At 36.9% G+C, this 26,530-nt stretch carries 24 protein-coding genes; 19 read left to right on the top strand and 5 right to left on the bottom strand.

Annotation, left to right across the window (positions count from 1 at the left end):
* Window positions 1–80 precede the first annotated feature (80 nt).
* The 6 genes from AC3B6Y_RS00395 to rpiB all read left to right on the top strand — a co-directional run bounded on the left by AC3B6Y_RS00395 (window position 81) and on the right by rpiB (window position 6,997).
* On the top strand, window positions 81–839 hold the full coding sequence (locus tag AC3B6Y_RS00395; RefSeq protein ID WP_489757983.1) for a DeoR/GlpR family DNA-binding transcription regulator: 759 nt from the start codon (window positions 81–83) through the stop codon (window positions 837–839).
* A 28-nt stretch (window positions 840–867) separates the two neighbouring features.
* Entirely contained in the window at window positions 868–1,881 is a 1,014-nt protein-coding gene (gene pdxA, locus AC3B6Y_RS00390) for a 4-hydroxythreonine-4-phosphate dehydrogenase PdxA (protein WP_489769786.1), read from the top strand.
* Between the two features lie 371 nt (window positions 1,882–2,252).
* A complete protein-coding gene (locus AC3B6Y_RS00385) occupies window positions 2,253–3,569 on the top strand; it encodes a four-carbon acid sugar kinase family protein (RefSeq protein WP_489769787.1) in 1,317 nt (438 codons plus the stop codon).
* Complete coding sequence (locus tag AC3B6Y_RS00380; protein ID WP_489791120.1) at window positions 3,566–4,894, top strand: GntP family permease; 1,329 nt, start codon at window positions 3,566–3,568, stop codon at window positions 4,892–4,894. The genes AC3B6Y_RS00385 and AC3B6Y_RS00380 overlap by 4 nt, the downstream gene beginning before the upstream one ends.
* Window positions 4,895–5,062: 168 nt before the next feature.
* Window positions 5,063–6,457: an NADP-dependent phosphogluconate dehydrogenase gene (gene gndA, locus AC3B6Y_RS00375; protein ID WP_489791119.1), complete on the top strand. Its 1,395-nt coding sequence runs from the start codon at window positions 5,063–5,065 to the stop codon at window positions 6,455–6,457.
* Between the two features lie 54 nt (window positions 6,458–6,511).
* Complete coding sequence (gene rpiB / locus AC3B6Y_RS00370) at window positions 6,512–6,997, top strand: ribose 5-phosphate isomerase B (RefSeq protein WP_489791118.1); 486 nt, start codon at window positions 6,512–6,514, stop codon at window positions 6,995–6,997.
* Window positions 6,998–7,225: 228 nt separating this feature from the next.
* Here the strand turns inward: rpiB and guaB are convergent, their stop codons facing one another.
* A complete protein-coding gene (gene guaB / locus AC3B6Y_RS00365; protein ID WP_489757989.1) occupies window positions 7,226–8,365 on the bottom strand; it encodes an IMP dehydrogenase in 1,140 nt (379 codons plus the stop codon).
* Window positions 8,366–8,659: 294 nt separating this feature from the next.
* Here guaB and AC3B6Y_RS00360 point away from each other — a divergent pair, with 294 nt between their 5' ends.
* Window positions 8,660–9,367 carry a hypothetical protein gene (locus AC3B6Y_RS00360; protein ID WP_489790351.1) on the top strand — a complete coding sequence of 236 codons (708 nt, stop codon included), beginning with the start codon at window positions 8,660–8,662 and terminating at the stop codon, window positions 9,365–9,367.
* Between the two features lie 21 nt (window positions 9,368–9,388).
* Window positions 9,389–10,600: a bifunctional phosphopantothenoylcysteine decarboxylase/phosphopantothenate--cysteine ligase CoaBC gene (gene coaBC, locus AC3B6Y_RS00355; RefSeq protein WP_489790352.1), complete on the top strand. Its 1,212-nt coding sequence runs from the start codon at window positions 9,389–9,391 to the stop codon at window positions 10,598–10,600.
* A 95-nt stretch (window positions 10,601–10,695) separates the two neighbouring features.
* Here the strand turns inward: coaBC and AC3B6Y_RS00350 are convergent, their stop codons facing one another.
* Window positions 10,696–11,547, bottom strand: a complete 852-nt coding sequence (locus AC3B6Y_RS00350; protein ID WP_489769794.1) for an aldo/keto reductase — start codon at window positions 11,545–11,547, stop codon at window positions 10,696–10,698.
* 85 nt (window positions 11,548–11,632) lie between these two features.
* Here AC3B6Y_RS00350 and AC3B6Y_RS00345 point away from each other — a divergent pair, with 85 nt between their 5' ends.
* Both AC3B6Y_RS00345 and AC3B6Y_RS00340 read left to right on the top strand, forming a co-directional pair.
* Entirely contained in the window at window positions 11,633–12,031 is a 399-nt protein-coding gene (locus tag AC3B6Y_RS00345; protein ID WP_489757993.1) for a MerR family transcriptional regulator, read from the top strand.
* A 37-nt stretch (window positions 12,032–12,068) separates the two neighbouring features.
* Window positions 12,069–13,160 carry a CAP domain-containing protein gene (locus tag AC3B6Y_RS00340; RefSeq protein ID WP_489757994.1) on the top strand — a complete coding sequence of 364 codons (1,092 nt, stop codon included), beginning with the start codon at window positions 12,069–12,071 and terminating at the stop codon, window positions 13,158–13,160.
* A 124-nt stretch (window positions 13,161–13,284) separates the two neighbouring features.
* Here the strand turns inward: AC3B6Y_RS00340 and AC3B6Y_RS00335 are convergent, their stop codons facing one another.
* Window positions 13,285–13,779 carry a cupin domain-containing protein gene (locus tag AC3B6Y_RS00335; RefSeq protein WP_489757995.1) on the bottom strand — a complete coding sequence of 165 codons (495 nt, stop codon included), beginning with the start codon at window positions 13,777–13,779 and terminating at the stop codon, window positions 13,285–13,287.
* A gap of 169 nt (window positions 13,780–13,948) precedes the next feature.
* Between AC3B6Y_RS00335 and AC3B6Y_RS00330 the strand changes: the two genes are divergently transcribed.
* From AC3B6Y_RS00330 to AC3B6Y_RS00320, 3 genes are all read left to right on the top strand, one after another.
* Entirely contained in the window at window positions 13,949–14,719 is a 771-nt protein-coding gene (locus tag AC3B6Y_RS00330; protein WP_489757996.1) for an SDR family oxidoreductase, read from the top strand.
* A gap of 31 nt (window positions 14,720–14,750) precedes the next feature.
* On the top strand, window positions 14,751–15,713 hold the full coding sequence (locus AC3B6Y_RS00325) for an aldo/keto reductase (protein ID WP_489757997.1): 963 nt from the start codon (window positions 14,751–14,753) through the stop codon (window positions 15,711–15,713).
* Between the two features lie 79 nt (window positions 15,714–15,792).
* Entirely contained in the window at window positions 15,793–16,182 is a 390-nt protein-coding gene (locus AC3B6Y_RS00320) for a MerR family transcriptional regulator (RefSeq protein WP_489757998.1), read from the top strand.
* Between the two features lie 108 nt (window positions 16,183–16,290).
* Here the strand turns inward: AC3B6Y_RS00320 and AC3B6Y_RS00315 are convergent, their stop codons facing one another.
* On the bottom strand, window positions 16,291–16,773 hold the full coding sequence (locus tag AC3B6Y_RS00315; RefSeq protein WP_489757999.1) for a hypothetical protein: 483 nt from the start codon (window positions 16,771–16,773) through the stop codon (window positions 16,291–16,293).
* A 147-nt stretch (window positions 16,774–16,920) separates the two neighbouring features.
* On the opposite strand from AC3B6Y_RS00315, the gene AC3B6Y_RS00310 reads away from it, so the two are divergent.
* On the top strand, window positions 16,921–18,450 hold the full coding sequence (locus tag AC3B6Y_RS00310) for a gluconokinase (protein ID WP_489791117.1): 1,530 nt from the start codon (window positions 16,921–16,923) through the stop codon (window positions 18,448–18,450).
* A gap of 167 nt (window positions 18,451–18,617) precedes the next feature.
* Here the strand turns inward: AC3B6Y_RS00310 and AC3B6Y_RS00305 are convergent, their stop codons facing one another.
* Complete coding sequence (locus tag AC3B6Y_RS00305) at window positions 18,618–19,667, bottom strand: aldose epimerase family protein (RefSeq protein ID WP_489758001.1); 1,050 nt, start codon at window positions 19,665–19,667, stop codon at window positions 18,618–18,620.
* A 126-nt stretch (window positions 19,668–19,793) separates the two neighbouring features.
* On the opposite strand from AC3B6Y_RS00305, the gene AC3B6Y_RS00300 reads away from it, so the two are divergent.
* The 5 genes from AC3B6Y_RS00300 (at window position 19,794) to AC3B6Y_RS00280 (ending at window position 26,363) form a co-directional block, all read left to right on the top strand.
* The gene (locus AC3B6Y_RS00300; RefSeq protein WP_489758002.1) at window positions 19,794–20,882 is read left to right on the top strand and encodes a GntR family transcriptional regulator; all 1,089 of its coding nucleotides are present in this window, start codon (window positions 19,794–19,796) and stop codon (window positions 20,880–20,882) included.
* A gap of 282 nt (window positions 20,883–21,164) precedes the next feature.
* On the top strand, window positions 21,165–22,769 hold the full coding sequence (locus AC3B6Y_RS00295; RefSeq protein WP_489791116.1) for a xylulokinase: 1,605 nt from the start codon (window positions 21,165–21,167) through the stop codon (window positions 22,767–22,769).
* A 3-nt stretch (window positions 22,770–22,772) separates the two neighbouring features.
* Window positions 22,773–23,504, top strand: a complete 732-nt coding sequence (locus AC3B6Y_RS00290) for an L-ribulose-5-phosphate 4-epimerase (protein WP_489758004.1) — start codon at window positions 22,773–22,775, stop codon at window positions 23,502–23,504.
* 16 nt (window positions 23,505–23,520) lie between these two features.
* Window positions 23,521–24,942, top strand: a complete 1,422-nt coding sequence (gene araA, locus AC3B6Y_RS00285; protein WP_489791115.1) for an L-arabinose isomerase — start codon at window positions 23,521–23,523, stop codon at window positions 24,940–24,942.
* Between the two features lie 44 nt (window positions 24,943–24,986).
* Window positions 24,987–26,363 carry a sugar porter family MFS transporter gene (locus AC3B6Y_RS00280; protein ID WP_489758006.1) on the top strand — a complete coding sequence of 459 codons (1,377 nt, stop codon included), beginning with the start codon at window positions 24,987–24,989 and terminating at the stop codon, window positions 26,361–26,363.
* The last annotated feature ends 167 nt before the right edge of the window (window positions 26,364–26,530 follow it).

Below are 26,530 nucleotides of genomic sequence, written 5' to 3'. Positions count from 1 at the left end.
TTCAAAAAATAAAGAAATATATTGAAACTAAATGAAAGCTATGATATATTAAAATTGTTCATGAACGAAAGTGAGAAAAAATGTACAGTGAAGAAAGAAAAAATTTTATTAACCGATTAATAAAGAAGGAAAAGAAGGTAACGGTTTTAGATTTAGCAAAAAGATTGAATGTTTCTCAAGTTACTATAAGAAAAGACCTTTCCGAGATGGAGGAAAAAGGGTTACTCAAGAGAACATTTGGTGGAGCTATTGATTTAGAACTTTCTATCAGTGATAAACCGTATAGTATTAAAAAAGGTGAACTTATAGAACAAAAAGAGAGAATAGCTCATCGGGCAGCTTTATTTGTTAATGATAATTCAACCATTTTTTTGGATGCAGGAACTACAGTTAAGTGTTTGATTCCTTATATAAGTGAAATTAAAGGATTGTTTATTGTAACTGTTGACTTAAATACAGCTATTTTGTTGTTAGATGCAGGTTTAGAAAACGTATATTTTGTGGGAGGAAGTCTTTCACAAAAGACCTATTCGTCTAGTAGTGTTGATACAGTTGAAAAAATCAGAAAATTTAATTTTGATTTATCATTTATCGGATGTGATTCGATTTCTAGATTAGGTTTCCAAACAGGTTCTGAAGCAAGATCGCAGCTCAAGTCCAATGCAATAAAAAATTCTTCGCTAAACATTATTCTGGCAGATAGTTCAAAGTTTGAAAAATCAACTTTTATCAATTTTGCAGATTTTTTAGATATAGATTACGTTATAACTGATGATGATTTAGGAGATTTTGCTCACGAAATTCCAAAAAAATTTGTAAATAAGTTTTTAATTGTATGAAGATTGTGTAAAGAAGGAAAAGATTACTATGAAAAGAGAGTATATTGTAATCACTATGGGAGACCCTGCGGGTATTGGACCCGAGGAAGTGGTTAAATCGCTTAGTAAACCTGAAATCCATCAAAAAGCTAAGATTGTAGTTGTCGGGGACAAAAATGTTTTAGAAAATGTTAAGAAAATTGTTAAATCTGACATTGAAATAAATGTAATTGATAATTTATCAGAAGGTAAATTTGAAGCAGGTGTTATTGATTTAATTGATTTGAATAATGTTGATATGACAACCTTTAAATATGGAGAAGTTCAGGCACAATGTGGACAAGCTGCTTATGATTATATAAAGAAAGCTAACGACTTATGTGTTAATGATGGTGTTTCAGCGATGGTAACGACAACATTGAATAAAGAAGCACTACAAGAAGCTGGAATTAAGACACTTGGGCACACAGATATTCTTTCTGATTTAACAGGTGTTAAAGATCCATTAACGATGTTTCAAGTTCAAAATTTGCGAGTATTTTTCTATTCGAAGCATGTTCCTTTACGTAAAGCTTGTGACCTGATCACAAAAGAGGGTATTAAAAAATATGTTAAGTTAACAGTTAATGCTCTTAAAACCTTAGGTATTAGTAATCCGCACGTTGCAGTGGCTGGTTTAAATCCGCATTCTGGAGATGGTGGTTTATTTGGCAATGAAGAAATTGACTATATTATACCAGCCATCAAAGAGTTAAAAAGTGAAAATATTAATGTAGATGGTCCTGTTGGAGCGGATTCGGTATTTTATCAAGCTAACATGGGAAAATATGACGGTGTTTTGTCTCTGTATCATGATCAAGGTCATATTGCAACGAAAACCCTGGATCCAGATTTAACAGTTTCATTTACTCATAATTTGCCGTATTTAAGAACGTCAGTTGATCATGGAACAGCCTTTGATATAGCAGGGAAAGGTATCGCCCGGGAAAAGAGCTTAGACGAGGCAATCAGATTGGCTTCACTTTATGCTGGAAACTTTAGAAAGTCCAAAGAAGCAAAGTAGTTTTTGCTTAGGGAAAATTGAGTAATTTTTATTTAGGTAATAGCTAAGGTTATTGCCTAAATATTAACCGTTTTTTGTAAGCGTTAACTTTTTCACTTGATTATTAATGTTTGTAAATAAATTCAGCTGTATGAAGTTGATCATCTTAGTTTATACGTTGAATTGTTATATAGTTCGGTTATGTAAAATGCTAAGTTTAGTTGCTAATTACAGCATTGTTGAACGTTAAAAATAATAATTTACCTTTATGGATATAATTTTGGTGAGTCAAAGAGATTTTTTTATTTATTAATATTTAAGAATAGATAGTTAATTTTTCAGGAAATTGATTATATTTTAAATTCAAAATAATAAGAAATGAGGACAAGCTGATGAAATCAATAATAATAGCAGATGACTTGACTGGTTCTAACGTTTCAAATTCACTTTTAGCAAAAAATGGTTTGAAAGTTGGCACGATTGATACGATAGATAGTATTGAAAATTTTGAAGACTATGATGCACTGGGGTTGCATACGGATAGTCGTGGTGATGATTTTAAAGATGCTTACAGCAAAGTATATAAATATACAAAAAAAGTAAAAAATGATGAAGTTGTTTTTTACAATAAACGTATTGACTCTACTTTAAGAGGTAATATAGGTGCAGAAATAGACGGAATGTTGGATGCGTTGGGTGATGATGTAACTGCCATGGTTGTTCCCGCTTTTCCCAGCTCAGGTAAAATAGTTATTGGTAACTATGAGCTAGTTGATGGAGTAATGTTGGAAAATACTGATGTAAGAAATGATCCAACTAGTCCAGTATTGAGTTCCAGAGTAGCGGGTATTTTACAACAACAGTCAAATAAGCCAATTGGCGTTATTTCAATGGAATGTGTTCTGGAAGGAGTTGATACTATAAAAAATACCATTATAGATTTAATTTCTAATGGCGCAAGAATTATAATGTTTGATTCTTGTACTAGTGAAGATATTGATACAATTGCTAAGGCTGTTATTGATTCTAAAGTTCCTTTTATTTCTGTAGACCCGGGTCCGTTTACGTGCTCATTACTAAAAGAAATTAGTCCCAAGAAATCTTATAAGGAAAAAAAGAAAGCGTTATATCTAATTGGAAGCGTTAGCGGTGTTGTAGAAGATCAAATAGCCCAATTTCGCGCGGAATATGCACCTTTTATTGTAAAACCGAATGCACGTAATTTTCTGTATGAAGATAAGAGAGAAGAAGAAATTTTAAAGGCAGTGAAAGAGGTAGTATCTCATCTAAATGAAAATTCACAGTTTTTGGTAGCTACAATGGTGGAGAAGAAAGACAAGATTGATCTAAAAGAAGAATCAAGGAAAGCTGGTCTAACAATTTCAACAGCTTCACAAAAAATTTGTAACTCTATGGCTGCGATAGGTTTCAATATTATTAAAAAATGTGGCGGCCAAATTGGTGGTGTGTATACTTCTGGTGGTGATGTGACTAAAGCGTTTTTACAAGAAAATGGAGCACAAGGAATTGAAATTAAAGATGAGATCGTTCCATTGGCTGTGTATGGAAGAGTTATTGGCGGAACTCTTGACAAAATGCCTATTATTACTAAAGGTGGTTTAATTGGAGATAAAACCACCCTCAATAAGTGTTCAAACTATCTTTCCACTAAAATTTCAAATTCGTTTTATGGGGAGGGATTAGCATGAGTAGCACAACACAAATGGTAATTGCTTTAATTATATCCATTATAGTACTAGTACTATTACTTGTTAAATCCAAGTTGAATGCTTTTACGTCTTTAATCATTGGCGGACTTTTAACAGGTGTTTTAGGTGGATTGAATCCATTAAAAACAGTTGAAGCTTTAAAAAATGGCTTTGGAAATACTATGGCAAGTCTGGGTATTTTAATTGCTTTTGGTGTGATGATTGGCAAAATCTTGGAAGTTTCTGGTGCTACAGCTGTAATGGGCAAGAAACTTGTTAAAGTTTTGGGCAAAGGACACGAAGTGATGGCCATGATAATTACTGGTTTTATAACGTCGTTGGCTATCTTTTGTGTTCCCGCATTTTTAATGCTTTTTCCATTGGCTAAAGATGTATCTAAAAGAACTGGCACGAGCTTAACTTCTTTAGGTGTTGGACTTGCTGGCGGATTGCTTTGGAGTCATGAATTAGTTCCGCCTGCATCTGGTCCTTTAGGAGGAGCAGCGCTGTTTCATGCTAGTATTTCAGAAAATATGATTTTAGGCTTCCTTGTAGGTATTCCGTTAGCGATCTTTTTTAATTTTTATGCTAAATGGATTGGTAAAAAATATCATAGAATCGCTGAAGATGATGAAGAAGGCGAATTGGAAGAATCCAATACTGCAAAGGAACCGTCTTTTACTATAGCAATTATGCCTATCTTAATTCCGGTTGTACTTATTTTACTTGCTGGGGCACTTAAGGGAGTGGCTATGAATAAAGCCTTAAGTTCAGTAATTCAATTTATTGGAGCTCCAGTGGTTGCATTGGGATTAGGTTTATTGATCGGAGTATTTACTTTGCTTCGTGGTGTAGATAGAAAGAAAGTTTCTGCAGCTCTAGATGACGGAATTGTCAGCGGCGGCAAGACGTTGGTTCTGATTGCTGCTGGCGGAGCTTTAGGAAATGTTGTTAATCAAAGCGGTGCTGGTAAAGTTATTGCAGAAGGTGTTGCTCATACTGGGATACCTGCAATCTTAGTTCCATTTATAATTGCAAGTTTACTTCGTATTATTCAAGGTTCTGGAGCAGTTTCAATATTTACAACAGCTTCAATTACAGCTCCAATGGTAGCAACTTTGGGTATTAATCCTGTACTTGCTAATATAGCCGCTTGTATGGGCGCGATGGTGTTTTCTTATTTTAATGATAGTTATTTCTGGGCAATTAATGATTCCATTGGTGCTAAAGATACAAAAGAACAAATATGGACATGGTCCATTCCTACTACTGTTTGTTGGTTTATCGGTGGAATTGAAATATTAATTTTAAATATATTTATATAGCAAAATAAAAATGTAGAAAATTACAAATTAATGTGATAAATATTATGCTAATTTGTATTTTTTACATTTTATTTTTAGGATTTATCGTTTTGTGTCAAACGTTTAAATTATCATGAAAGTTTATAATATCTATTGTGTAGTGTAACTAAAAAATGGGAGGAACTTACAATGCAAAATATTGGCGTAATGGGAATGGCAGTTATGGGAAGAAATTTAGCTGTTAATATTAGTAAAAATGGTTATTCAGTCTCTGTTTATAATATTACAAGAAAAGAAACTGATGATTTAGTCTCACAGTTTAAAGGTAAAAAAATTGTCGGGACTTATGACTTACAAGAATTTGTCAATTCTTTAGAAAAACCTAGAAAAATTATTTTAATGATCAAAGCAGGTAAACCAGTTGATGAAGTTATTGAAAATATTAAAGGTTTACTGAGCAAGGGAGATATATTAATTGATGGGGGAAATTCTAATTTTAGAGATACAAATCGACGGAGTAAATATTTAACTAAAAGCGGAATTAATTACATTGGTATGGGCGTTTCTGGAGGTGAATTAGGTGCGTTACATGGTCCTTCTATTATGCCGGGCGGTGATAAAGAGGCCTATAAAAAAGTTAAGAGTATTTTAGAAAAAATATCTGCCAAAACAGAAGATAATAAACCTTGTGTTACGTATATTGGCCCAGAAGGTTCAGGCCATTATGTCAAAATGATTCATAACGGAATAGAATATGGAATTATGGAGAGTATTTCAGAAGTTTATTATTTAATGAGAAATGTTTTCAATATGAAAAATAGTGAAATGAGTGAAATTTTTGGTGAATGGAACGATGGTGAATTAAAAAGTTATCTAATTTCGATAACAAAAGATATTTTAGAAGCAAGAGACTCGAAAACGGGTAAATACATGCTTGATGTTATTTTAAACAAAGCAAGTTATAAAGGGACAGGTAATTGGATGGTTGAAGAAGCCATGCAGGTTGGAGCTCCAATATCTTTGATAACGTCTGCTGTTTTTGCACGTTTTATTTCAGATAAAGAATATACGTTAAAATTAAAACAAAGTAATCTTGATAGTTGTAGAATAAGCGATGATTTGATTCTGAAATTAGAGCAAAGTTTGTATTTGGCAACTATTGTTAGCTATGCACAAGGCTTTGAACAAATGAGTAAGGCAAGCCAAAAATATCGATGGAATTTAAAGTTAAAAAATATTGCACAGGTCTTTGAAGCAGGTTGTATTATTCAAGCAGATATCTTAAAAGATATTGAAAAAGCATATGAAAAAGATTCAGAAATTGATAATATCCTGTTAGATTCATATTTTAATACAAAAGTTGTTAAATATATTGATGCTTTGAGAGAAGTAGTTGAATTAGCCATTAAAAATCATTTACCAGTTCCTAGTTTAACTGCCGCTTTAAGTTATTTGGATTCAATTTCTAGAAATGACTTACCTGCTAATATGATTCAAGCTCATAGGGATTACTTTGGGGCACATACTTTTCAGCGTAATGATGAATCTGGAACATTTCATAACGAATGGTACGAAGAAATTTAGTATTTTACTACACTGATATTTAAACGTAACTTATAAGAGGGTAACAAAATATTTATGAAAACTAGAAAAATTGTAATTGGTTCAGATCATGCAGGATTTAAATTGAAAAATAGTATTTTAGATTACGTAAAAGGTTTAGGATTAATTATTGATGATGTTGGTACCTATAGCTTAGAAAGTACTGATTATCCTAGGTATGGTAAGCTAGTTGGTGACAAAGTCGCTTCTGGCGAATATGATTTTGGCATTGCAATATGTGGTACAGGTGTTGGTATTGGCATTGCAGCAGGCAAAGTTAAAGGAATTCGAGTATGTACATGTAGTGAACCTTATAGTGCAATAATGTCAAGAAAACATAATAATGCCAATGTTTTAACCTTTGGCTCAAGAGTAGTCGGAGAAGAGTTAGCCAAATTAATTGTTAAGATGTGGCTTGAAACAGATTTTGAAGGTGAGAGGCATGCTAGAAGGGTTGCAGAATTGAATGCTGAAGATCAGAATGATGAGATTGAATTTGAGAGACTATTGAAAGAAAATTAGGGTTCTGAGATATATGATATAACCCTGAAAAATATGCAAATAAGTCATGAAAACTTAAAAATAATTGTAATTATATTTGCTATAAAATTAAGCGAAGCTAAACATGTAATAATGTTTAACTTCGCTTAATTGTTGCTTATCTAAATTTTGAGTGTGATTATTAAAATAATAATACTTTCACAGAGATATATTGTTTAGAGGTTAATTATCCATAAAAGTCATTTATCATTATTTACCACTATAATTAGGGGCTTCATGAGTAATAGTTACATTATGAGGATGTGATTCAATTAAGCCCGCGTTAGTAATTTGAATAAATTGTGCATGATCAATTAAATCTTGAATGGTATGTGCCCCCACATAACCCATACCAGAACGCAAACCACCAGCAATTTGAAATAAGATATCTGCAACATCACCTTTATATTTGGTTTTGCCTTCAATACCTTCCGGAACTAATTTTTTAGTTTCGTGAACATTACCTTGAAAATAGCGATCAGATGAGCCTTTTTGCATAGCAGCTAAGGAGCCCATACCACGATACGCCTTATATTGTTGCCCAGCAGCATCGCTAAAAATTTCTCCCGGAGCTTCTGTAGTGCCAGCTAACATACTCCCTAACATTACAGCATTACCACCCGCGGCTAAAGCTTTCACAACATCACCAGAGTATTTAATGCCACCGTCAGCAATAATTTGTTTACCCATTTTTTGTGCAACTTGTGCCGCATCAAAAATAGCGGTAATTTGCGGTACACCGACACCAGCGACCACACGAGTCGTACAGATAGATCCCGGACCAATCCCCACTTTAACTACATCAACGCCAGCATCAAATAAAGCTTGGGTACCACTAGCAGTGGCGACATTACCCGCAATGATAGTTAGATCTGGAAAATGATTTTTAATTTCGGCAATTTTTTCTAAGACGCTTTTTGAGTGTCCATGGGCGGTATCGATCACAATGGCATCGACTCCTGCAGTTAACAACGCCTGTGTTCTGTCAAAAGTATCATTGGTGATTCCCACTGCAGCGGCGACTAATAAGTGTCCGCTTTCATCAACAGCTGCAGTTTTACTGGTGGCTAGTTCAGCCTTAACTGCTTGTACTTGCTGAGCTTGGCTTGGAATACTCATATTTTTATGAATAACACCTAGACCACCTTGTAAAGCCATGGCTTTGGCCATTGGTTCTTCTGTGACAGTATCCATTCCAGCACTTAAGATTGGTAAGTGTAATTTGAGATTATTTCCCAATTGAGTTTCCAACTTAACTTCACGTGGTAAAATATCACTAGCTGCTGGAACCAATAAAACATCATCAAAAGTTAAGCCTTGTTTTAAGAATTTTTCCTGTGCTTGCAACAAAATCCCTCCTATAAGAATTTGATTATGTAAATTGATATTAATTTACCATAAATTAAGGCTTTGTCAATTGTTGCTTCTTAATTTGAGATGAAATCGTCTTGTTTAAATGACTTGATTTTTAAAAAAAGTTCATTGATTTTGCAAAATAGTTATAAATACTATCTTGAATATGAATAATAAGTTCTAATTGCTCAGCTCTGAGTCAGCTGGACAGCGTAAAAAAGGATTGTTATTTATCTTAAAAGATTATAAAATTTTACCTAGGATAAACTTAAAGAAAAGAAGGTGGTTAGTTTGAATCAAAAAACACACTTACATAAAGCTATCTATAATTGGCAATTTAATGATCAAGGACAAATTCAAGCACCACAACAAGCTTTACCGTTAGAATTACAAAAAAGAAAACAATATTTTACACGATTTGCACAGTTGCAGCCGTTTACTTTGATGACTTATATTTTTCCAGAGCAAGAACAAATTACGGATATTAAAGCCAGTTTTGAACGCAAATTTCACCAACCATGGTTAGAAGTAGACGAAGCTGTCTGGCAAATGAAAAATAGTGCTGATAGTTATCAATATGAACACGCAGTGTTGGTTGCAGTAATTGCTCATTATGTCACCTTGCGAGAAAATAAGTTTGTGCCACAAACTGCAGCTCAAAACCGGCTGTGGCAATCGATTATTTCTTGGCAACAAACTCCACAACAAGCGTTGATGTGTCCCAAAAGTCAATTACCAACGGTAATTCAACAGCGGATCAAAGCTTTAGCTCAAATTGCACCGACAGCTATGTCACCATTTGAAGAACTCATGTATATTTGGCCAGATCCGCGACAAATCGAAATTACCAAAAAGTTTTTTGAACAGCGAACCCATCAAACTTGGCCGCCAGTAGCGCCGTTAATTAGTGCTTGGCGGCAAAGCGAGTTATGTATTGATTACGAATTAGCCATTATGATGGCTGTGGTATTTGGCTTACAAGCCAAGGTTATTGCTTAAAGATTATTGAGGAAAAAGTCAATGTTAAAAAATCAACATATTACATTGTTTGTGACAGGTAGTATTGCGGCTTATCGGGCCTTAGAGTTGACCCGTCTGCTGATTAAACAACAAGCACAAGTCCAAGTAGTGTTAACTAAAGCTGCGGAGAAATTTGTTACCCCATTAAGTTTTCAAGTTTTAGCGCAGCGTCCGGTTTACACAGATATGTTTGATGCTACGGTTGATAAAGTTTTACACGTTCAATTAGCCCAATGGACGGACTTGGCAGTAGTGGTCCCAGCGAGCGCAGATTTGATTGCGAAAATGGCTATCGGTTTAGCAGATGATCTGGCTAGTTTGACCTTACTAGCGACTAAAGCACCTAAATTGGTAGTACCAGCCATGAATGATCAAATGTGGTTCAATCCAGCTACTCAGCGTAATTTACAAACCTTACAGGCTGATGGTGTACAAATAGTGGAACCCACGGTGGGTTTTTTAGCAGAAGGCTATCAAGGCAAGGGACACCTGGCTGAACCTGAGCAGATTATGGCTCAAATTCAAACTTTATTAACGCGTTCAACTGCGTTAGCTGGTAAACACATTGTAGTAACAGCTGGCGGTACGCGCGAACGGATTGATCCAGTGCGCTTTTTAGCCAATGATTCATCCGGTAAAATGGGTTATGCGATTGCGCAAGCTTTAAGACAACGAGGAGCCACGTTAACTTTAATTAGCGGTCCAACTAAACTAGCTCCTGTTGCTGGCGTCGATATGGTGGCAGTGCAAACCAGTGCGCAAATGCAAGCAGCAGTGTTAAAGCATTTTCCCGTAAGTGATGGCCTGGTGATGGCGGCGGCGGTGACTGATTTTCGTCCAGTTAACACTGCTAAACAAAAAATTAAAAAAACTGCCGCGCAAACTTGGACATTAGAATTAGAAAAAACTTCCGATATTTTACAAGCTGTCGCTCAAATTAAACAACCACAGCAAGTAACGGTCGGCTTTGCGGCAGAAACGCAGAATTTGCAGGCTAATGCGCAACATAAATTAGAGAGTAAACACTTAGATTTAGTGGTAGCTAATGATGTTTCTCAACCGGGAGTGGGTTTTAACGGGGATACCAATCAAGTGACCATGCTGCAAAAAAATCACGCCCCGATTACAACGGAGTTGTTATCTAAAACAGCCATTGCGGACTTGATTGTCGATCAGTTAGCCCATTTGTTTCATGATAAACAGCACAATTAGTTAAAAAATAAAAAAGCAGGACTACTCTGAATCCATTGGCAGTTCTTGGATCCAGTCAGTCCTGCTTTTTTAATTTCTATACAGATAGTTGGTACCTAGAGTTTAAAATCCGTGATGGAGTCTACCACTTCAGGATCGCGATGATTGAAAAATAAGCTTTGATTGATGTCAAGTTGTTGAATTTGTTGGAATTCGGTAGCAGTTAGTTCAAAGTCCCAAATATCTAAGTTTTCTTGCATCCGTTCTGGATGGGTAGATTTAGGAATAATAATGACTCCCATTTGAGTTAAATAACGTAAAGCCACTTGCGCTGCAGTTTTATGGTGGTTAGATCCAATTTGAATTAAAGTTTCATTGTGAAAGAAGTTATTGCGGCCTTCAGCAAAGGGCCCCCAAGACTCTAATTTAGTACCGTGTTGTTTTAAATAAGGTCGTTCCGCCTGACGCTGATAAAAGACATGGGTTTCCAATTGATTGACGGCTGGTACGACTTGATTAAATTTAACTAAATCCACGTAACGATCAGCGTAAAAATTAGATACGCCAATTGCCCGGATCTTACCGGCTTGATATAAGTCTTCCAGGGCGCGGTAAGCACCATAATAATCATTATAAGCTTGATGTAATAATACCAAGTCTAAATAGTCGGTTTGTAATTTGTTTAATGACTCTTCCACGGAAGACTTGGTCTTATCATAACCGTAATTCGAAACCCAAACCTTAGTTGTTAAAAAAAGATCTTGGCGATTAATGGGACTGTCTTTAATAGCTTGGCCCACCGCCTGCTCATTGTGGTAGGCTTGCGCTGTGTCGATTGCTCGATAGCCAATGTCTAAAGCAGATAGGACTGCTTGTTGAGTTGCTTCATTAGCAATTTGGTAAACCCCAAAACCTTCCTGTGGCATTTGTACACCGTTATTTAAAGTAATTTTAGGTATATCAGTCATTTTGAAACCTCCTTTAATTAGTTGTATAGTTATCTTACTACCTTCGAGTAACACGAATGCAAGACTTTAATTAAGGGGAATAGCTATGTTGTTAACAGTTAAACAAGTCGCGAAAAAATTAAACTTAAGTGAATATACCATCCGTTTTTACACTGATCGGGGATTAGTTCCGACCGTGCAACGTGATCATTTAAATCGACGTTTATTTGATCAAGCCTCATTAAACTGGTTACAAGGTTGCCATTATTTAAGACAATCCGGACTGAGTGTAGCGACAGTTAAACAGTATGTTGATTTATGTCTACAAGGTTCGCAAACCATACCGCAACGTTACGAATTGATTCAACAACAATATCTGAAGACCCAAGAACAATTAGTTGAAACGAAGCAACGGCTACAGTATTTAGAGCACAAAAAAGAAATTTATGCACAGTCTTTAAAAAATCCGCAGCAAGATCAATTAAATCCAAAAACATGGGCTTAATTAAGATTGAATATTTAAATTGGGAAGAAGAATTAATATGAAACACCAAAAGATTTTAACAGTACTATTGAGCAGCCTGGTCTTTATGATCATTGCCTTTAATCATGACCAACAGCCAGTCCAAGCTGCTGATTTTAATTATCCAGTCGCGACTGCCACTCAACAACCGACGACACCATTGTTTGATCGTAAAGGCGATAAGTTAAGTAAAACCGTTGCTGCCCAGACCTCTTGGCGCGTGGGTGATATTCAAGTCATTAATGGTCAGAAAATGTATTTGATTGGTCCTAATCTGTGGTTACCAAGTTCCAGTAGTACCAATAACTTTGTTCCTAGTCAGTATGCCTATCATGTTGCGCGTGTCATTACGCCTAAGAAAAAAGTAGCTGCTTTATATGACAACCAAGGACAAAAAGTATTACGGCAAACCGTGGCCAATTTTTCTGATTGGAAAGTAGGCCATATTAAAACTATCCGTAATCAAACTTACTATCAAATTGCTGCTAACGACTGGCTCAATGCGCAGGATGTTTATGTGAACTTTGCAACTACTAATAATATGTCGCCCATCACCGTGGTGACTGATAATTCACAGGCTCATTCCACGGCAACGGCTAACCAAGAAGCCCAACAAGATTTTGACGCTAGTGTGGTTAAGGAGGCCATGCTACAAGAGTTAAATCGTTTACGATCTCTAAATAATTTAGCCAGTTTACAGGAAAATACCGCATTAACACAGTTTTCTATGCAGCGGGCCCAAATTTTAGCAGCTAAGGGGCAATTAGATGACCATGATGGATGGTATGAAAATGTGTATCCGCAAAATTCCTATGCTTTAATGGGTGAAAATCTTGATCAAAATGAACTACAGGCTACACCGCAACAAGATGCCATTTTAGCAACTAGCGATTTCTTTCATGAGTATTACAGCACTAATGATGGTCACCGCAAAAATATGCTGAGCCCATTTTATACGCAAGTCGGTATTGGTGTGGCTATCGATTCGACGGGACTGATGTATACCGTACAAACATTTGCCACGCCACAAACAGATTTTGATTATACTGAAGTGACAGCAGTTAATAACTATAATAATGCTCCTGCTCCACAAGGAAAATATGATCATTAAATGTTTACGATAAATCATTTTCCCAAGTTGTGTTCGGATCTTCAGCAATTAAAGAGGGGGATTTAGTTGAACCACTTGTTGTAACAAAATGCAATTTCACAACTTTATAATATAAACAAAAGGCCTATGAATCTAACTGTTCGTAGGCCATTTTTTTAATTAAGTTAGCGTGTTGGGGATATTGTTTAATTAATTCTTGTTGAGTAAATAATTCAAAATCTCGCTCATCATAACCAGGAGCGACGACACAACTAACCAAACTGAATCCTTGCTCGACACTGGAACCAAAAATCGTATTTTTAGGTACTGTATATGATAATTGTTGGCCGTGTTGAATGTCCGGACCAATCTTAAGCAATTGGTAACTCCCATCAGGGAATAAGCAATGGACATCTAAAGCATCACCTAGATGATAGTACCAAGTTTCATCGGATTTTAATCGGTGCAAATGCGAAGGATTATTGGCCGTTAATAAAAATAAAATCGAAGTATATAAGGCGCGTTGACCCTGGGGAGTGGAGATTAATTGTGAGCTTCTTTGAGTTTCTTTAAAGTAACCTCCTTCAGGATGGGGAATTAAATTTAAAGCAGTTTTAATTGTAGAAATGTTTAATGACAAGTGACAAACGTCCTTTCTGAAATTTAATTAGTAGTAATAAGAACATTCTAACAAGAAATCAAAGCCGTGAAAAATAATTATTAGTAATCGAATGTGAAAGACTTGCTATGAAGTAAACTTCAGGGTTTACAATCAATAACAATCTACAGGAGAGGAGAACAATTAAGTAATGACCAAATTATTAGCTAATAAAGTCGCGTTGGTGACTGGAGGTAATTCTGGCATTGGTTTAGCAACAGCACAAGCTTTAGTTGAAGCAGGAGCCTTCGTTTATATTACGGGTAGAAGAGAACCAGTTCTCCAACAAGCTGTGCAACAACTTGGTAAAAACAGTGCTTGTGTTCGGGCGGATGTTAGTGTATTTGATGATATGCAACGAGTTGCGCAAACTATTCAAGAACAAGCGGGCCAATTAGACATTGTTTTTGCCAATGCGGGTGTAGGTCAATATATTGCTTTAGGAAAAATGACTTCCAAGCAAATTGATCAAGTTTTAAACACGAACGTCAAAGGAACGATTTTAACAGTGCAAGCCGTCTTACCATTATTGACGACAGGCGCTTCAATTATTTTAAATACGTCAGTTACCGCTAATTTAGGAATTCAGAATTTTAGTTTATATGCCGCTTCTAAAGCTGCAGTGCGTTCTTTTATTCATAGTTGGACGGCTGATTTACAAGACCGGCAAATTCGCGTTAATGCTGTTAGTCCAGGGGTAGTCCCCACACCAGCAGCGACCGGAGAATTGGGACGCTCACCGCAACAAGAACAGGCTAAACAACAACACCGCGCCCAGTTAACGCCCTTAAAGCGCGTAGGCCAAGTTGAAGATATTAGTCAAGCGGTGCTCTTTTTAGCTAGTGATCAAAGTGCCTTTATTACTGGTACAGAAATCACGGTTGATGGCGGTTTATCAGCTGTATTTGCCAATGAATTATAAATTTTAATCAATAAAAAGAGGAGTTTCAACTATGAAAACACGCATTTTAGGACGAGATTTACGCGTTCCAGCAATTGGCTTGGGAATTATGGGCATGGATCATGCTTACGGTCCGCAAGCAGATCGCCAACAAATGATCGAATTAATTCGGCGTTCAGTTGAGCTAGGGGGTAATTTCTTTGATACAGCGCCAGTTTATGGCCCAGGTAATGAAAAATTATTGGGAGCGGCTCTAAAGCCGATTCGCAATCAAGCCATCATTGCCACGAAGTTTGGCATCACGGGACAAAAAGTCATTGATGGTCAGCCAACGAATGTTTTGGACAGTCAACCGGACTCAATTCATCAGCAAGTGGAACAATCACTTAAACGCTTACAAACAGACCATATTGATTTGTTGTACCAACATCGTGTTGATCCTAACGTTGCTCCAGAAACAGTGGCGGAAGTTATGAATGACTTAATTAAAGAAGGTAAGATTTTACATTGGGGTGTGTCCAATGCACCGATAGATTATATTAAGCGAGCACATCAAGTTTCACCTTTAACTGCCATGGAAAATCAGTATTCAATGGTTTATCGTAAGCCAGAAACAGAATTGTTTGCTTTGTGTGAACAATTAGGTATTGGCTTTGTGGCTTACAGTCCGTTAGGCAACGGCTTTTTAAGTGGCAAGTATCAACCAGGTGAAAAATATGCCGCAGGTGATTTTCGAAATACGATGAGTCGCTTTAAACCAGAAGTCATGAAACAAAATCAAGTCGTTTTAGACTTGTTACAACAATTAGCGGCACAAAAACATGCGACTTCTGCGCAAATAGTTTTAGCTTGGGAAATTGCGCAAAAAGATTATATTGTTCCCATTCCTGGTACCACCAAAATGAAACGTTTGGCAGAAAACTTAGGTGCAAGTGAAGTGGAATTATCAACTAGTGAAATGCAACAAATTAATCATGAATTAGATCAAATGAATATTAATGAAGCGCATTTTTAGAGGATAATGAGCGAATGGCATCCTAGATCATTAGTTGCTTGTGTTATGCTAGATATATTAATGATTGGTGGTTAGTCAAATGAACATAAAACAAGTCAGTCAAAAAACTGGCGTCAATATTGATACAATTCGTTATTGGGAAAAAGTGGGGGCTATTCCGCCAGTTACTAGAAAGAATAATCACTACCGTGATTATCAAACCGAAGATGTTAATTGGATTTATTTGGCTAAACAGTTTCGCGCTGCGGGAATTTCCTTGAAAGCGCTCATTGAATATGTTGATTTATTTTTTCAGGGGAAGCAAACCATTCCTCAACGTAAACAAATTTTAATCAAGCAACGCGATGAATTGGGCCAAAAGATTCAACGGATGCAGGCCACTTATCAACGACTCGATCAAAAAATTGATGGTTATGAGCAACGTTTATTAAAGTATGAAAATGATAAACTACGAACTCCTAAAGAGTAATAGTTAGTGTCGAAAAACTTAAATTGATGGATTTAAAAAGACTAGAACCATGAAGTCCGGACAATAAATTGATGCTCACATTTTGTCCCAGCTTCGGTGCTAGTCTTTTTATTTTTTAGCATGAAAAACATTAAGCATGTGTTGAAAGCGCCAATCACTCAGCCGGTATAAAACTTGCATAATCCCACCTAAGAAGAGCAGTAAAATTAATAACCAGAAAAAGATCCAATTTAATTTAATTTCAAATAATTCCCATAATTCATAACTGGATTGGATACTATTTAATAAACCAGCCAACGCTACATACCACCAAGCAGTAGCTTTATTTAAAAAATTCATAGCTTCATGAAATTCATTTTCATCATGAACTGCTTGACGTAAAATAGTAGTGCCCCGTTTTTTTTCTAACCAAATTTTGTAAGGTGGAATTAACCACCATAAAGGCGATATTTTCTTAACATTAATGGAAATTTCACGGTAATTTGCCAAAAATTTACGATAATCTTGTAATTCCAAGCCGGCTTGATAAACCGGGTAAATAAACAGAAACCAATCACCTACAAAAGCTAAACAAGTTGTTAATAAATGCATATTAATCTCCCCAACGATAATTTACTACGATTACTGGTTAGTATCTTAAACTTTGCATATAGGAAATGCAATCGTTGCTGTCATTGCATTTGAAAGACGGAGTGTCAAACTAAAATAGGAGTATTGTTAAATAAAGGAGCAATCATCATGGATTATGTCGTGGGGTTAGATATTGGAACTACAAGTACTAAAGGTGTTTTATATGACAGGACAGGACTAATAGTTAGTCAAGCTCATCAGGGCTATCCTTTATATCGTGAAGCTAATGGTTTAGCTGAAGAAGATCCTGAAATTATCTTTCAGGCAGTAGTGACAGTTTTACAGACCATTTTTGCAGCAGTGAACAATAAGCAAGACATTAAAGCGATCGCTTTCTCAAGTGCTAATCAGAGTCTCATAGCTTTAGATCAATATCATCAACCATTAACGCGAATTATGACCTGGAATGACACGCGCGCTAGTAAATATGCCCAACAACTCAAAACGTCTTTACAGGGTACTAAAATTTATGAACGAACGGGAACGCCGCTGCATCCGATGTCTTTATTATGTAAACTTTTATGGTTGAAAGAAGAACAACCGCAAATTTTTCAGCAGGCCCGCTATTATTGCGGCATTAAAGAATATGTTTTGTATCGTTTGTGTGGTGTTTGGCAAATTGATCTTTCTGTTGCGAGTTGTACTGGTTTATTTAACATTCAACAACAACAATGGGACCAAACAGCATTACACTTAGCGGGGATTAAGCAAAGTCAGTTGCCACCAATCGTTGCTGCAGAAACGCAGTTTGCCGGTTTAAAGCAACAATATGCGCAAATTATTGGCTGTCCAGCTGATGTAATCTTTGTGCAAGGGGCTTTTGATGGGGCGTTATCTAATTTGGGAGTGGGCGCCTTAGATGAACACAGTGTCGCCATGACTATTGGGACTTCAGGAGCGGTTCGCATATTAACTAACCATCCCGTCATTGATTCTCGGCAACGATTATTTTGTTATTTATTGGATGCGAGCCATTATGTAGTTGGCGGTCCGGTAAATAACGGTGGCAATATCTGGCAGTGGGCCCGGGATAACTTATTGGATATGAAGGCTGACGAAAAGCTGGATTCCTATGCTCTATTAATGCAGGTTGCTGCGACAGTACCAGCGGGAGCGAACGGTTTATTATTTCTGCCTTTTTTAAATGGTGAACGAGCTCCGCTTTGGAACGCACAAGCACGAGGTTCTTTTGTCGGTTTAAATGCTTTGCATACGCGATTTGATATGATTCGAGCAGTTTTAGAAGGCATTGTTTATAATTTGTATAGTGTTTATCAGGCAGTGAGTGAAGTCGGTGTTACTTCGCAACAAATCATTCTCACAGGGGGCTTTGTTCAATCTAACTTAGGTTGTCAAATTGTGGCGGACGTCTTTGATCAACCAGTTGCTGTACCGTTAGCTTTTGAATCTTCATGCTTAGGAGCCGCTGTTATGGCAATGAAGTCATTAGGCTGGGTGCCTGATTTTTCAGCGGTAACCCAGTTTGTTGGTCCCATGAAAATTTATAGGCCAATTAAGGATCATGTTGCTGTTTATCAAGAGCTCTTTCCAATTTATCAACGAGTAAGTGCTCAATTACAATCAGAATATGCTGATCTTGCACAATTTCAAATTAGACACGCTCTTACTTCAGATTAAGCTTAAAAAATGGTGAGTATTTAATTTCTAAGCAACTTTTGGTGCACCGCAAGCAGAATATGTTCGCTTAAATTGACAAAAATTTTTTGGTCACGTCATTTTGACTAAAAAACTACCGTTACAATTTAATGTAACTGGTAGTTTAGTAGTTTATACTCAATTAAAAATTAAAAGATTAATTGATAACCGATTTGGTAATTTTTTGTTTCATTGGGTTGAATTAATATTGCATCTTCGACGTGCTCGTTTTGGCTGCTAGGTAGGGTTTCGGGTTCCAGTGCTAATCCTAAATAGGGAATACCTACGCCATTAGTGCGAGTTAAATTCATGTGCTCTTTGGTAAAGCTGTTGGCACTAAAGACAACTAAACCGTTTCTTTGGGAAAATAATTGAATCTGACATTGATTATTGGGGGCTGTTAATTCGGCGATTTTTTGTTCAGCGTCTGGCTGCACAATAAAAAGATCGTCGAAGCCTTTTTCAGCAGTCGTTTGTAATTGCGCAATGGCTGTTTTGAGTAAGTGTGGTGTTTGAAAGTCAAAGGGAGTCTGAGCAGTCGGTTGGAGACGACCAGTAGGAATTTTCTGGGAATCTAATTGCAGGACATGCTGACTATTGATTTGAAGTGTATGGTCTAAAATAGAATTAGTGGTTCCTAGGTTAAAATAAAGATGCATGGTCGGATTGAACACACTCAGTTGGTCACTGTGGGCTTGAAAGTTAATGTTAATTCGGTTGGTGTTGGTTAAGCTATAAGTGATTTGAACTTGTAAATTACCCGGGAAACCATCAGTTTGGCTTAGTTGGTGATGCTGCAGAACAATTTGGGGTTCGGAAGCATTAGTTTGAATTTGTCCGTGCCAAAACTGAGAATTGAAACCGTGGGGACCGCCATGTAAGGTGGTTGTCTTTTCATTAGTAGGTAATTGCACCGTTTGGCCTGCTAAATGTAAAAGGCCATCTTTGATGCGCCCTGCTGTTCGTCCAATGGCCATTCCCAGATAAAAGGGATTGGCTAAGTAATCTTTAGTGTGTGGATAATTTAAAATGAGATTTTGCCCGTTTGGTAAAGTGATTTCATAAACTAAAGCACCAAAGTCTAAAACTGATAAACGGACGCCGTTTTGATTAGTTAATGAAAATTTAGTAACGGGTTGATCTTGATAGTAATCAAATAAAGTTTGTGTCGTTTGAAAACTTGTTTGCTTTTGTGACATGGGAAACCTCCTGAAAAATTTAATTGAGATTTACAACTAGTTATTTTAAAATAAAACGGATTAATTAGTGCAATCCAAAATTTGCTATGATTGTCAAAAATGAAGATTAAAAAAGAGGTGGTAATAATGACTAATAAGTACCAGCAGGTGCATGATCAATTAAAAGCTGCTATTTTAACCGGTCAATATGCGGTTGATGAAAAATTGCCAACAGAAACGCAATTGATGCAAACTTTTCGAGTTTCACGTTACACTATCCGTCGAGCCATGACTGAGTTACAACAACAGCATTTAGTTTATAAGGTTCAAGGTGGTGGCACCTTTGTTCAAGATTGGCAAAAGAATTGGCGAACTAGTGCTGATAGTAAATTGATTGGCGTGATTACCACCCATATTGCAGATTATATTTTTCCCAGAATTATTTCTGGAATTGATCGGATTCTATCACAAGCCGGCTATTCTCTACTAATTGGCAATACTCACAATACTTATACCAAAGAACGGCAAAGTTTAATCAAATTGCTGGATGCACAGGTTGCAGGACTAATTATTGAGCCAACGCAAAGTGCTTTGCCGAATGCCAATTTGGATTTATATGAAAAAATCCAGGCTCAACATATTCCAACATTATTTATTAATGCTACTTATCCAGAAATGACATTTCCCAGTTTAACTATGGCGGATAGTGCCGCAGAAGAGCAATTGGTAGAGTATTTGTTGTCGTTAGGACATCGTAGTATTTTAGGGGTATTTAAAGTTGATGATCAACAAGGTGTCGAACGGATGCAAGGTTTTATTCGTGCTTACCAAAAGCACCCCCAGTTTGCTTATCAAAGTAATCTCATTATGTATCAATCACAAGATGAGATTACTAAAATTTTGCAACGCATTGATAGTAATTTAGCATTAGCACATGCACCGACCGCTATTGCTTGTTACAATGATGAATTAGCAATTCAGCTAATTGATTATCTGCGTACCAAACATTTACGAGTTCCACAAGATTACTCAGTTGTGGGTTTTGATGATTATCAAATGTCAGAATACTTAAATCCGGCTTTAACAACTGTTAAGCATGAAAAAGAACAAATGGGTGAAGATGCTGGTAAAATGCTATTACAATTACTACAAAAGAAAACTGTCCAATCTGTTCAATACCATCCACGCTTAATCAAGCGGCAATCTGTTACAACAATAGCACCTGATAAACAGTAAGGTCTTCGGGCTTTACTGTTTATTTTGCTTTTGTTTTTGGCTATTGACAGCGTTACGGTAAGCGCTATCTAAACGTTAGTATATTATTCCGTATAAATCAAGCTTTGATTTTTAAGCCTTTACTATATTTAACTTTGCTAAAAAAATATTAAAATCAAAAAATGGTACGGATAAATTTAAATACTATTGATTTATCGGGATAATAGATTTAAAATAAAGCCGTTGATATGAAAACGCTATTTTAAAATGTGCTAATTAGTTGGAGTAGGGGGTCAAATAGGAATGAAGTTAGTGGAGACTGTGCAGGCTATAAAAACAGGTGAAGTGAGCTTAGGAATTGAGTTGGGCTCAACACGGATTAAAGCGGTGCTAATTGATCAACAGTTTCAAACGATTGCTTCAGGTAGTTTTGATTGGGAGAATCAATTAGTTGATAATCTTTGGACCTATTCTTTGGCAGAAGCTAAAACTGGTATTCAGACTAGTTATGCTCAATTGGTAGCACAGGTTCAAAGTCAATACCATATTCCGTTGACTAAGATTAAGGCCATTGGTGTTAGTGCCATGATGCATGGTTACTTGGCTTTTGATCAATCCGGTCAATTACTGGTACCATTTCGCACTTGGCGGAACAATTCTACCCAACAAGCGGCTGATGAATTAACCGAATTGTTCAATTTTAATATTCCACAGCGTTATAGTATTGCTCATTTGTATCAAGCAATGTTAAATCAAGAACCGCATGTGGCCCAAATCGCGTTTGTGACAACACTTGCTGGCTATGTTCATTGGCAATTGTCTGGTCAAAAAGTTTTAGGAGTTGGCGATGCGTCAGGCATGTTTCCTATTGATAGTACAAACCTTCAATATGACAAACATTATTTAACTTTGTTTGAACAATTACCTTTAAAGCAACAATATCAGTGGCATTTGGACGATATTTTGCCACAAGTTTTGACTGCGGGCCAACAAGCGGGCACTTTAAGTAAGCAAGGTGCCAAGTTTTTAGATCCTAGTGGTAAGCTACAAGCTGGTAGTTTGATGGCACCTCCTGAAGGTGATGCAGGAACAGGCATGGTAGCAACCAATAGTGTACGCCAACATACAGGTAATATTTCGGTAGGAACTTCCGCTTTTTCCATGGTGGTGTTAGAACAGCCGTTAAAGCAAGTTCATCGTGACATTGATGTCGTTACTACTCCTAGTGGTGCAGCTGTAGCAATGGTGCACATTAATAATTGTTCGTCTGATATTAATGCGTGGCTTTCGTTGTTTGGCGAATTTGCGCAACAATTAGGCGTCAATTTAACGAATGATCAATTATATGAACGTTTATTATTAATGACCACCCATGCGCAAGCTGATGCTGGCGGTTTAGTCAATTATAGTTATCTTTCAGGCGAAAATATTACACAAACCATTGCGGGTCGCCCATTATTTGTCCGGACGCCGGCAGCTAAATTGAACTTGGCTAATTTTATTTTGGCGCAGTTATACGCAGCTTTTGCCCCATTAAAGATAGGAATGGATATTTTAACACAAGAAGAACATATTTCGTTAGATGTGATGATTGCTCAAGGTGGTTTGTTTAAGACCCCAATTATTGCTCAGCAAGTGTTAGCTAATGCTCTAAATCTGCCAATTACCACGATGCAAACGGCACAAGCTGGTGGACCATGGGGAATGGCAATCTTAGCTAGTTATGTAGCAGATAATCCCAAGCAATTAACGCTAGCTGATTTTTTGGATCAACAAGTATTTGCTAAACCAGAAAGTATGACTCTAAGTCCTGAACCGCTGGGAGTTCAAGGTTATCAAAAGTTTTTAAATAATTATCAAGCCGGTTTGGATGTCGAACGCTTAGCAGGCAAAAATTTAAAGGAGTAGAACATGTTAGAACAATTAAAGCAAGAAGTTTATGAAGCCAATATGCAATTACCCAAGTTAGATTTAGTAACTTTTACTTGGGGAAATGTTTCAGGAATTGATCGCCAGCAAGGCTTATTTGTCATTAAGCCTTCTGGTGTTGCCTATGAAGATTTAACACCGCAGGATTTAGTGGTTGTTAATTTAAAAGGCGAAGTAGTGGAAGGCAAGATGAATCCTTCTAGTGATACACCGACACATACAGTTTTGTATAATGCTTTTCCCAAAATTGGTGGCATTGTTCATACACATTCACCATGGGCAGTGGCATTTGCAGCCGCAAAAATGGATATTCCTGCGTTGAATACCACGCATGCCGATACTTTTTATGGTGATGTACCTGCAGCTAAAGCCCTGACTAAACAAGAAATTACAGAAGATTACGAAGGTAATACTGGAAAAGCAATTGTTGAAACCTTTAAACAGCGTAAGCTGGATTATCAAGCAATTCCTGCGGCGTTAGTCAGTCAGCATGGTCCTTTTAGTTGGGGAGCTGACGCTAAGCAAGCTGTTTATAATGCCAAAGTTTTGGAGGTGGTTGCCGAAGAAGATTATCATACATTGCAATTGACCCGCAATGACAGTCATGTGCCACAGTATTTGTTAGATAAACATTATTATCGTAAACATGGTCAAGATGCCTATTATGGTCAAAATAGTCAACATTCTCATGATCATGCTGTACGGGAAAATTAATTAGGAGTTGATGAAGATGTTAGAATTACCTAAATATGAATTTTGGTTTGCAGCCGGCAGTCAGCATTTATATGGTGAAGAAACTTTGAAGAGTGTGGCTGTGGATGCTAAAAAAATTGTGCAGGCTTTAAATGAAAGCGGTAAACTTCCTTATCCGATTGTCTTCAAAGAAGTTTTAACCACAGCTGATGAAATTACACAGTTTATGAAAAAAGCTAATTATGAAGACCGAGTTGCTGGTGTGATTACTTGGATGCATACTTTCTCACCAGCTAAGAATTGGATTCGGGGTACAAAGTTGTTACAAAAGCCACTATTGCACTTTGCTACTCAATATTTAAATTATATTCCGTATGATGACATTGACTTTGACTATATGAATTTGAATCAAAGTGCCCACGGCGATCGGGAATATGGTTATATTAATGCACGTTTACAAAAGCATAATAAAGTTATCTACGGACATTGGGCGGATGAGAAAGTTCAACAAGAAATTGCTGATTGGCAAGATGTGGCTGTAGCATATGATGAATCCTTCAACTTAAAGGTAGCGCGTTTTGGTGACAATATGCGTAATGTTGCGGTAACTGAAGGCGATAAAATTCAGGCGCAAATTCAATTAGGTTGGACGGTTGATTATTATGGCGTTGGTGATTTAGTAGCTGCGATGAAGGAAGTCAGCGATGATGATGTTGAACAACAATATCAACAATTGCAAAAGGATTATCAATTAGTAGTCGGCGCTAATGATCAGAAGACTTATGAGCATGCTGTTCGTTATCAATTAAAGCAATATTTGGCTCTAAAGAAGTTCTTAGAACAAGGTGGTTACAGTGCCTTTACTTCAAACTTTGAAGATTTATGGGGATTAGAAGAGTTACCAGGATTATCCGCCCAATTGTTAATGCGAGATGGTTATGGTTTTGCTGGTGAAGGTGATTGGAAGACAGCTGCCTTACTTCGAGTCTTTAAGATTATGACACATAACCAAAAGACGGCCTTTATGGAAGATTACACTTTGGATTTGCGTCCGGGTCATGAAGCAATTCTGGGTTCGCATATGCTCGAAGTTGATCCTTCAATCGCTTCCGATCAAGTGCGGGTGGAAGTTCATCCATTGGATATTGGTGGCAAAGATGATCCTGCTCGTTTGGTCTTCACCGGTTCGCAGGGTGATGCAATTGATATTACTTTAGCTGATTTTCGCGATGGCTTTAAGTTGATTGGCTATCCAGTTACTGGTCAAAAACCAGAAAAAGAAACACCACATTTACCAGTTGCTAAGCAAATGTGGACACCCAAAGCGGGATTAAAGAATGGTGCTACACAATGGATTCAAAATGGTGGTGGACACCATACGGTCTTTAGTTTTTCCGCCACGGCACAACAAGTTGAAGATTTGGCTACCCTTTATGGTATTAAGGCAGTTTTGATTTAGAGAAATTTTGTTGATCTAAAAACAATAGAAAACAAGGTGATTTGATGCAGTCATCATCCAAAATTTCGAGTGGTTTTATTTATTTCTTTGGCTCTTTTGGCGGAATTTTATTTGGTTATGATATTGGTGTCATGACAGGGGCTTTACCATTTTTGCAGCATGACTGGAATTTAAATAATGCAGTTATTGTTGGGTGTATTACCTCAGCAGTGATGTTTGGTGCGATTTTTGGCGGTGCTTTAGCGGGGCAATTGTCGGACCGGTTGGGACGCCGCAAAATGATTTTGATTTCTTCTTTGGTTTTTGCGCTGGGGTCAATTTTATCCGGCTTGTCTCCTAATAATGGACAATATTATTTGATTATTGTGCGTGTCTTATTAGGTTTAGCTGTTGGAGCCGCTTCGGCACTAGTTCCGGCTTATATGGCTGAGATGGCGCCTGCGCGGTTGCGAGGACGTTTGTCTGGAATTAATCAAACAATGATTGTTTCAGGAATGTTGATCTCTTATATTATGGATTATTTGTTGAGAAATCTACCGGATAATTTTGCTTGGCGATTAATGTTAGGTTTGGCAGCAGTTCCAGCAATTATCTTGTATTTGGGAGTATTACGTTTGCCAGAATCGCCCCGTTTTTTGGTGAAAAATGGTCAAAAAGATTCAGCCGAACAAGTCTTAAAAATTATTCGGCCAGCAGCAGACGTTCAATCTGAGCTGGATCAAATTCAATCAACAGTTCAAGAAGAAGAGCAAACTCAACAAAGTACTACTTGGAAAACCTTATTAGATTCTAAATATCGTTATTTAGTATATGCAGGTGTAGGGGTAGCTGCTTTTCAACAATTTCAAGGAGCTAATGCTATTTTTTACTACATTCCTTTAATTATTCAAAAAGCAACGGGTCAAGCTGCTAGCTCACAACTTCTATGGCCAATTGTCCAAGGAATTATTCTAGTCATTGGTTCGCTAGTCTTTTTAGCCATCGCTGATCATTTTAAGCGGCGTTCCTTATTAATTTTAGGTGGAACAATTATGGGCTTGTCGTTTATCTTGCCAGCTTTGATTAATGTTTTATTACCACATGCAAATTCCATGCTAATTGTCGTGTTTTTATGTATTTATGTTGCTTTTTATTCCTTTACTTGGGCACCCTTAACTTGGGTTATTGTCGGTGAAATTTTTCCACTTGCAATTCGTGGACGTGCTTCAGGCTTGGCTTCATCGTTTAATTGGATTGGTTCCTTCCTAGTAGGATTACTCTTTCCAATAATGACTGCCTCCATGCCTCAGGCAGCGGTGTTTGCGATTTTTGGTGTTATTTGTTTATTAGGTGTCTTGTTTGTTACTTTGCGCGTTCCTGAAACTGCTGGTCACAGTTTGGAAGAAATCGAAGAGCAAGGTAGAATTCATGCTCATAAGTAATATGAATCAATAGATTAAACTGGAATTAGCGTTTAGTTGGTGTAGGGTTAATCATTATTTTTAATCTCATTTCAATTTGTGATTGAAGTGAGATTTTTTATGTGGCCAAATAATCAGTATAAAAAAATCCCACTAAATTGAAAGCTAAATTTAGCAGGATTCTTTGT

The sequence above is a fragment of the Bombilactobacillus sp. ESL1092 genome (genome assembly GCF_058107465.1).
Note: the sequence above shows the minus strand (reverse complement) of the source record. Positions and strands in the feature narration are given on the sequence as shown.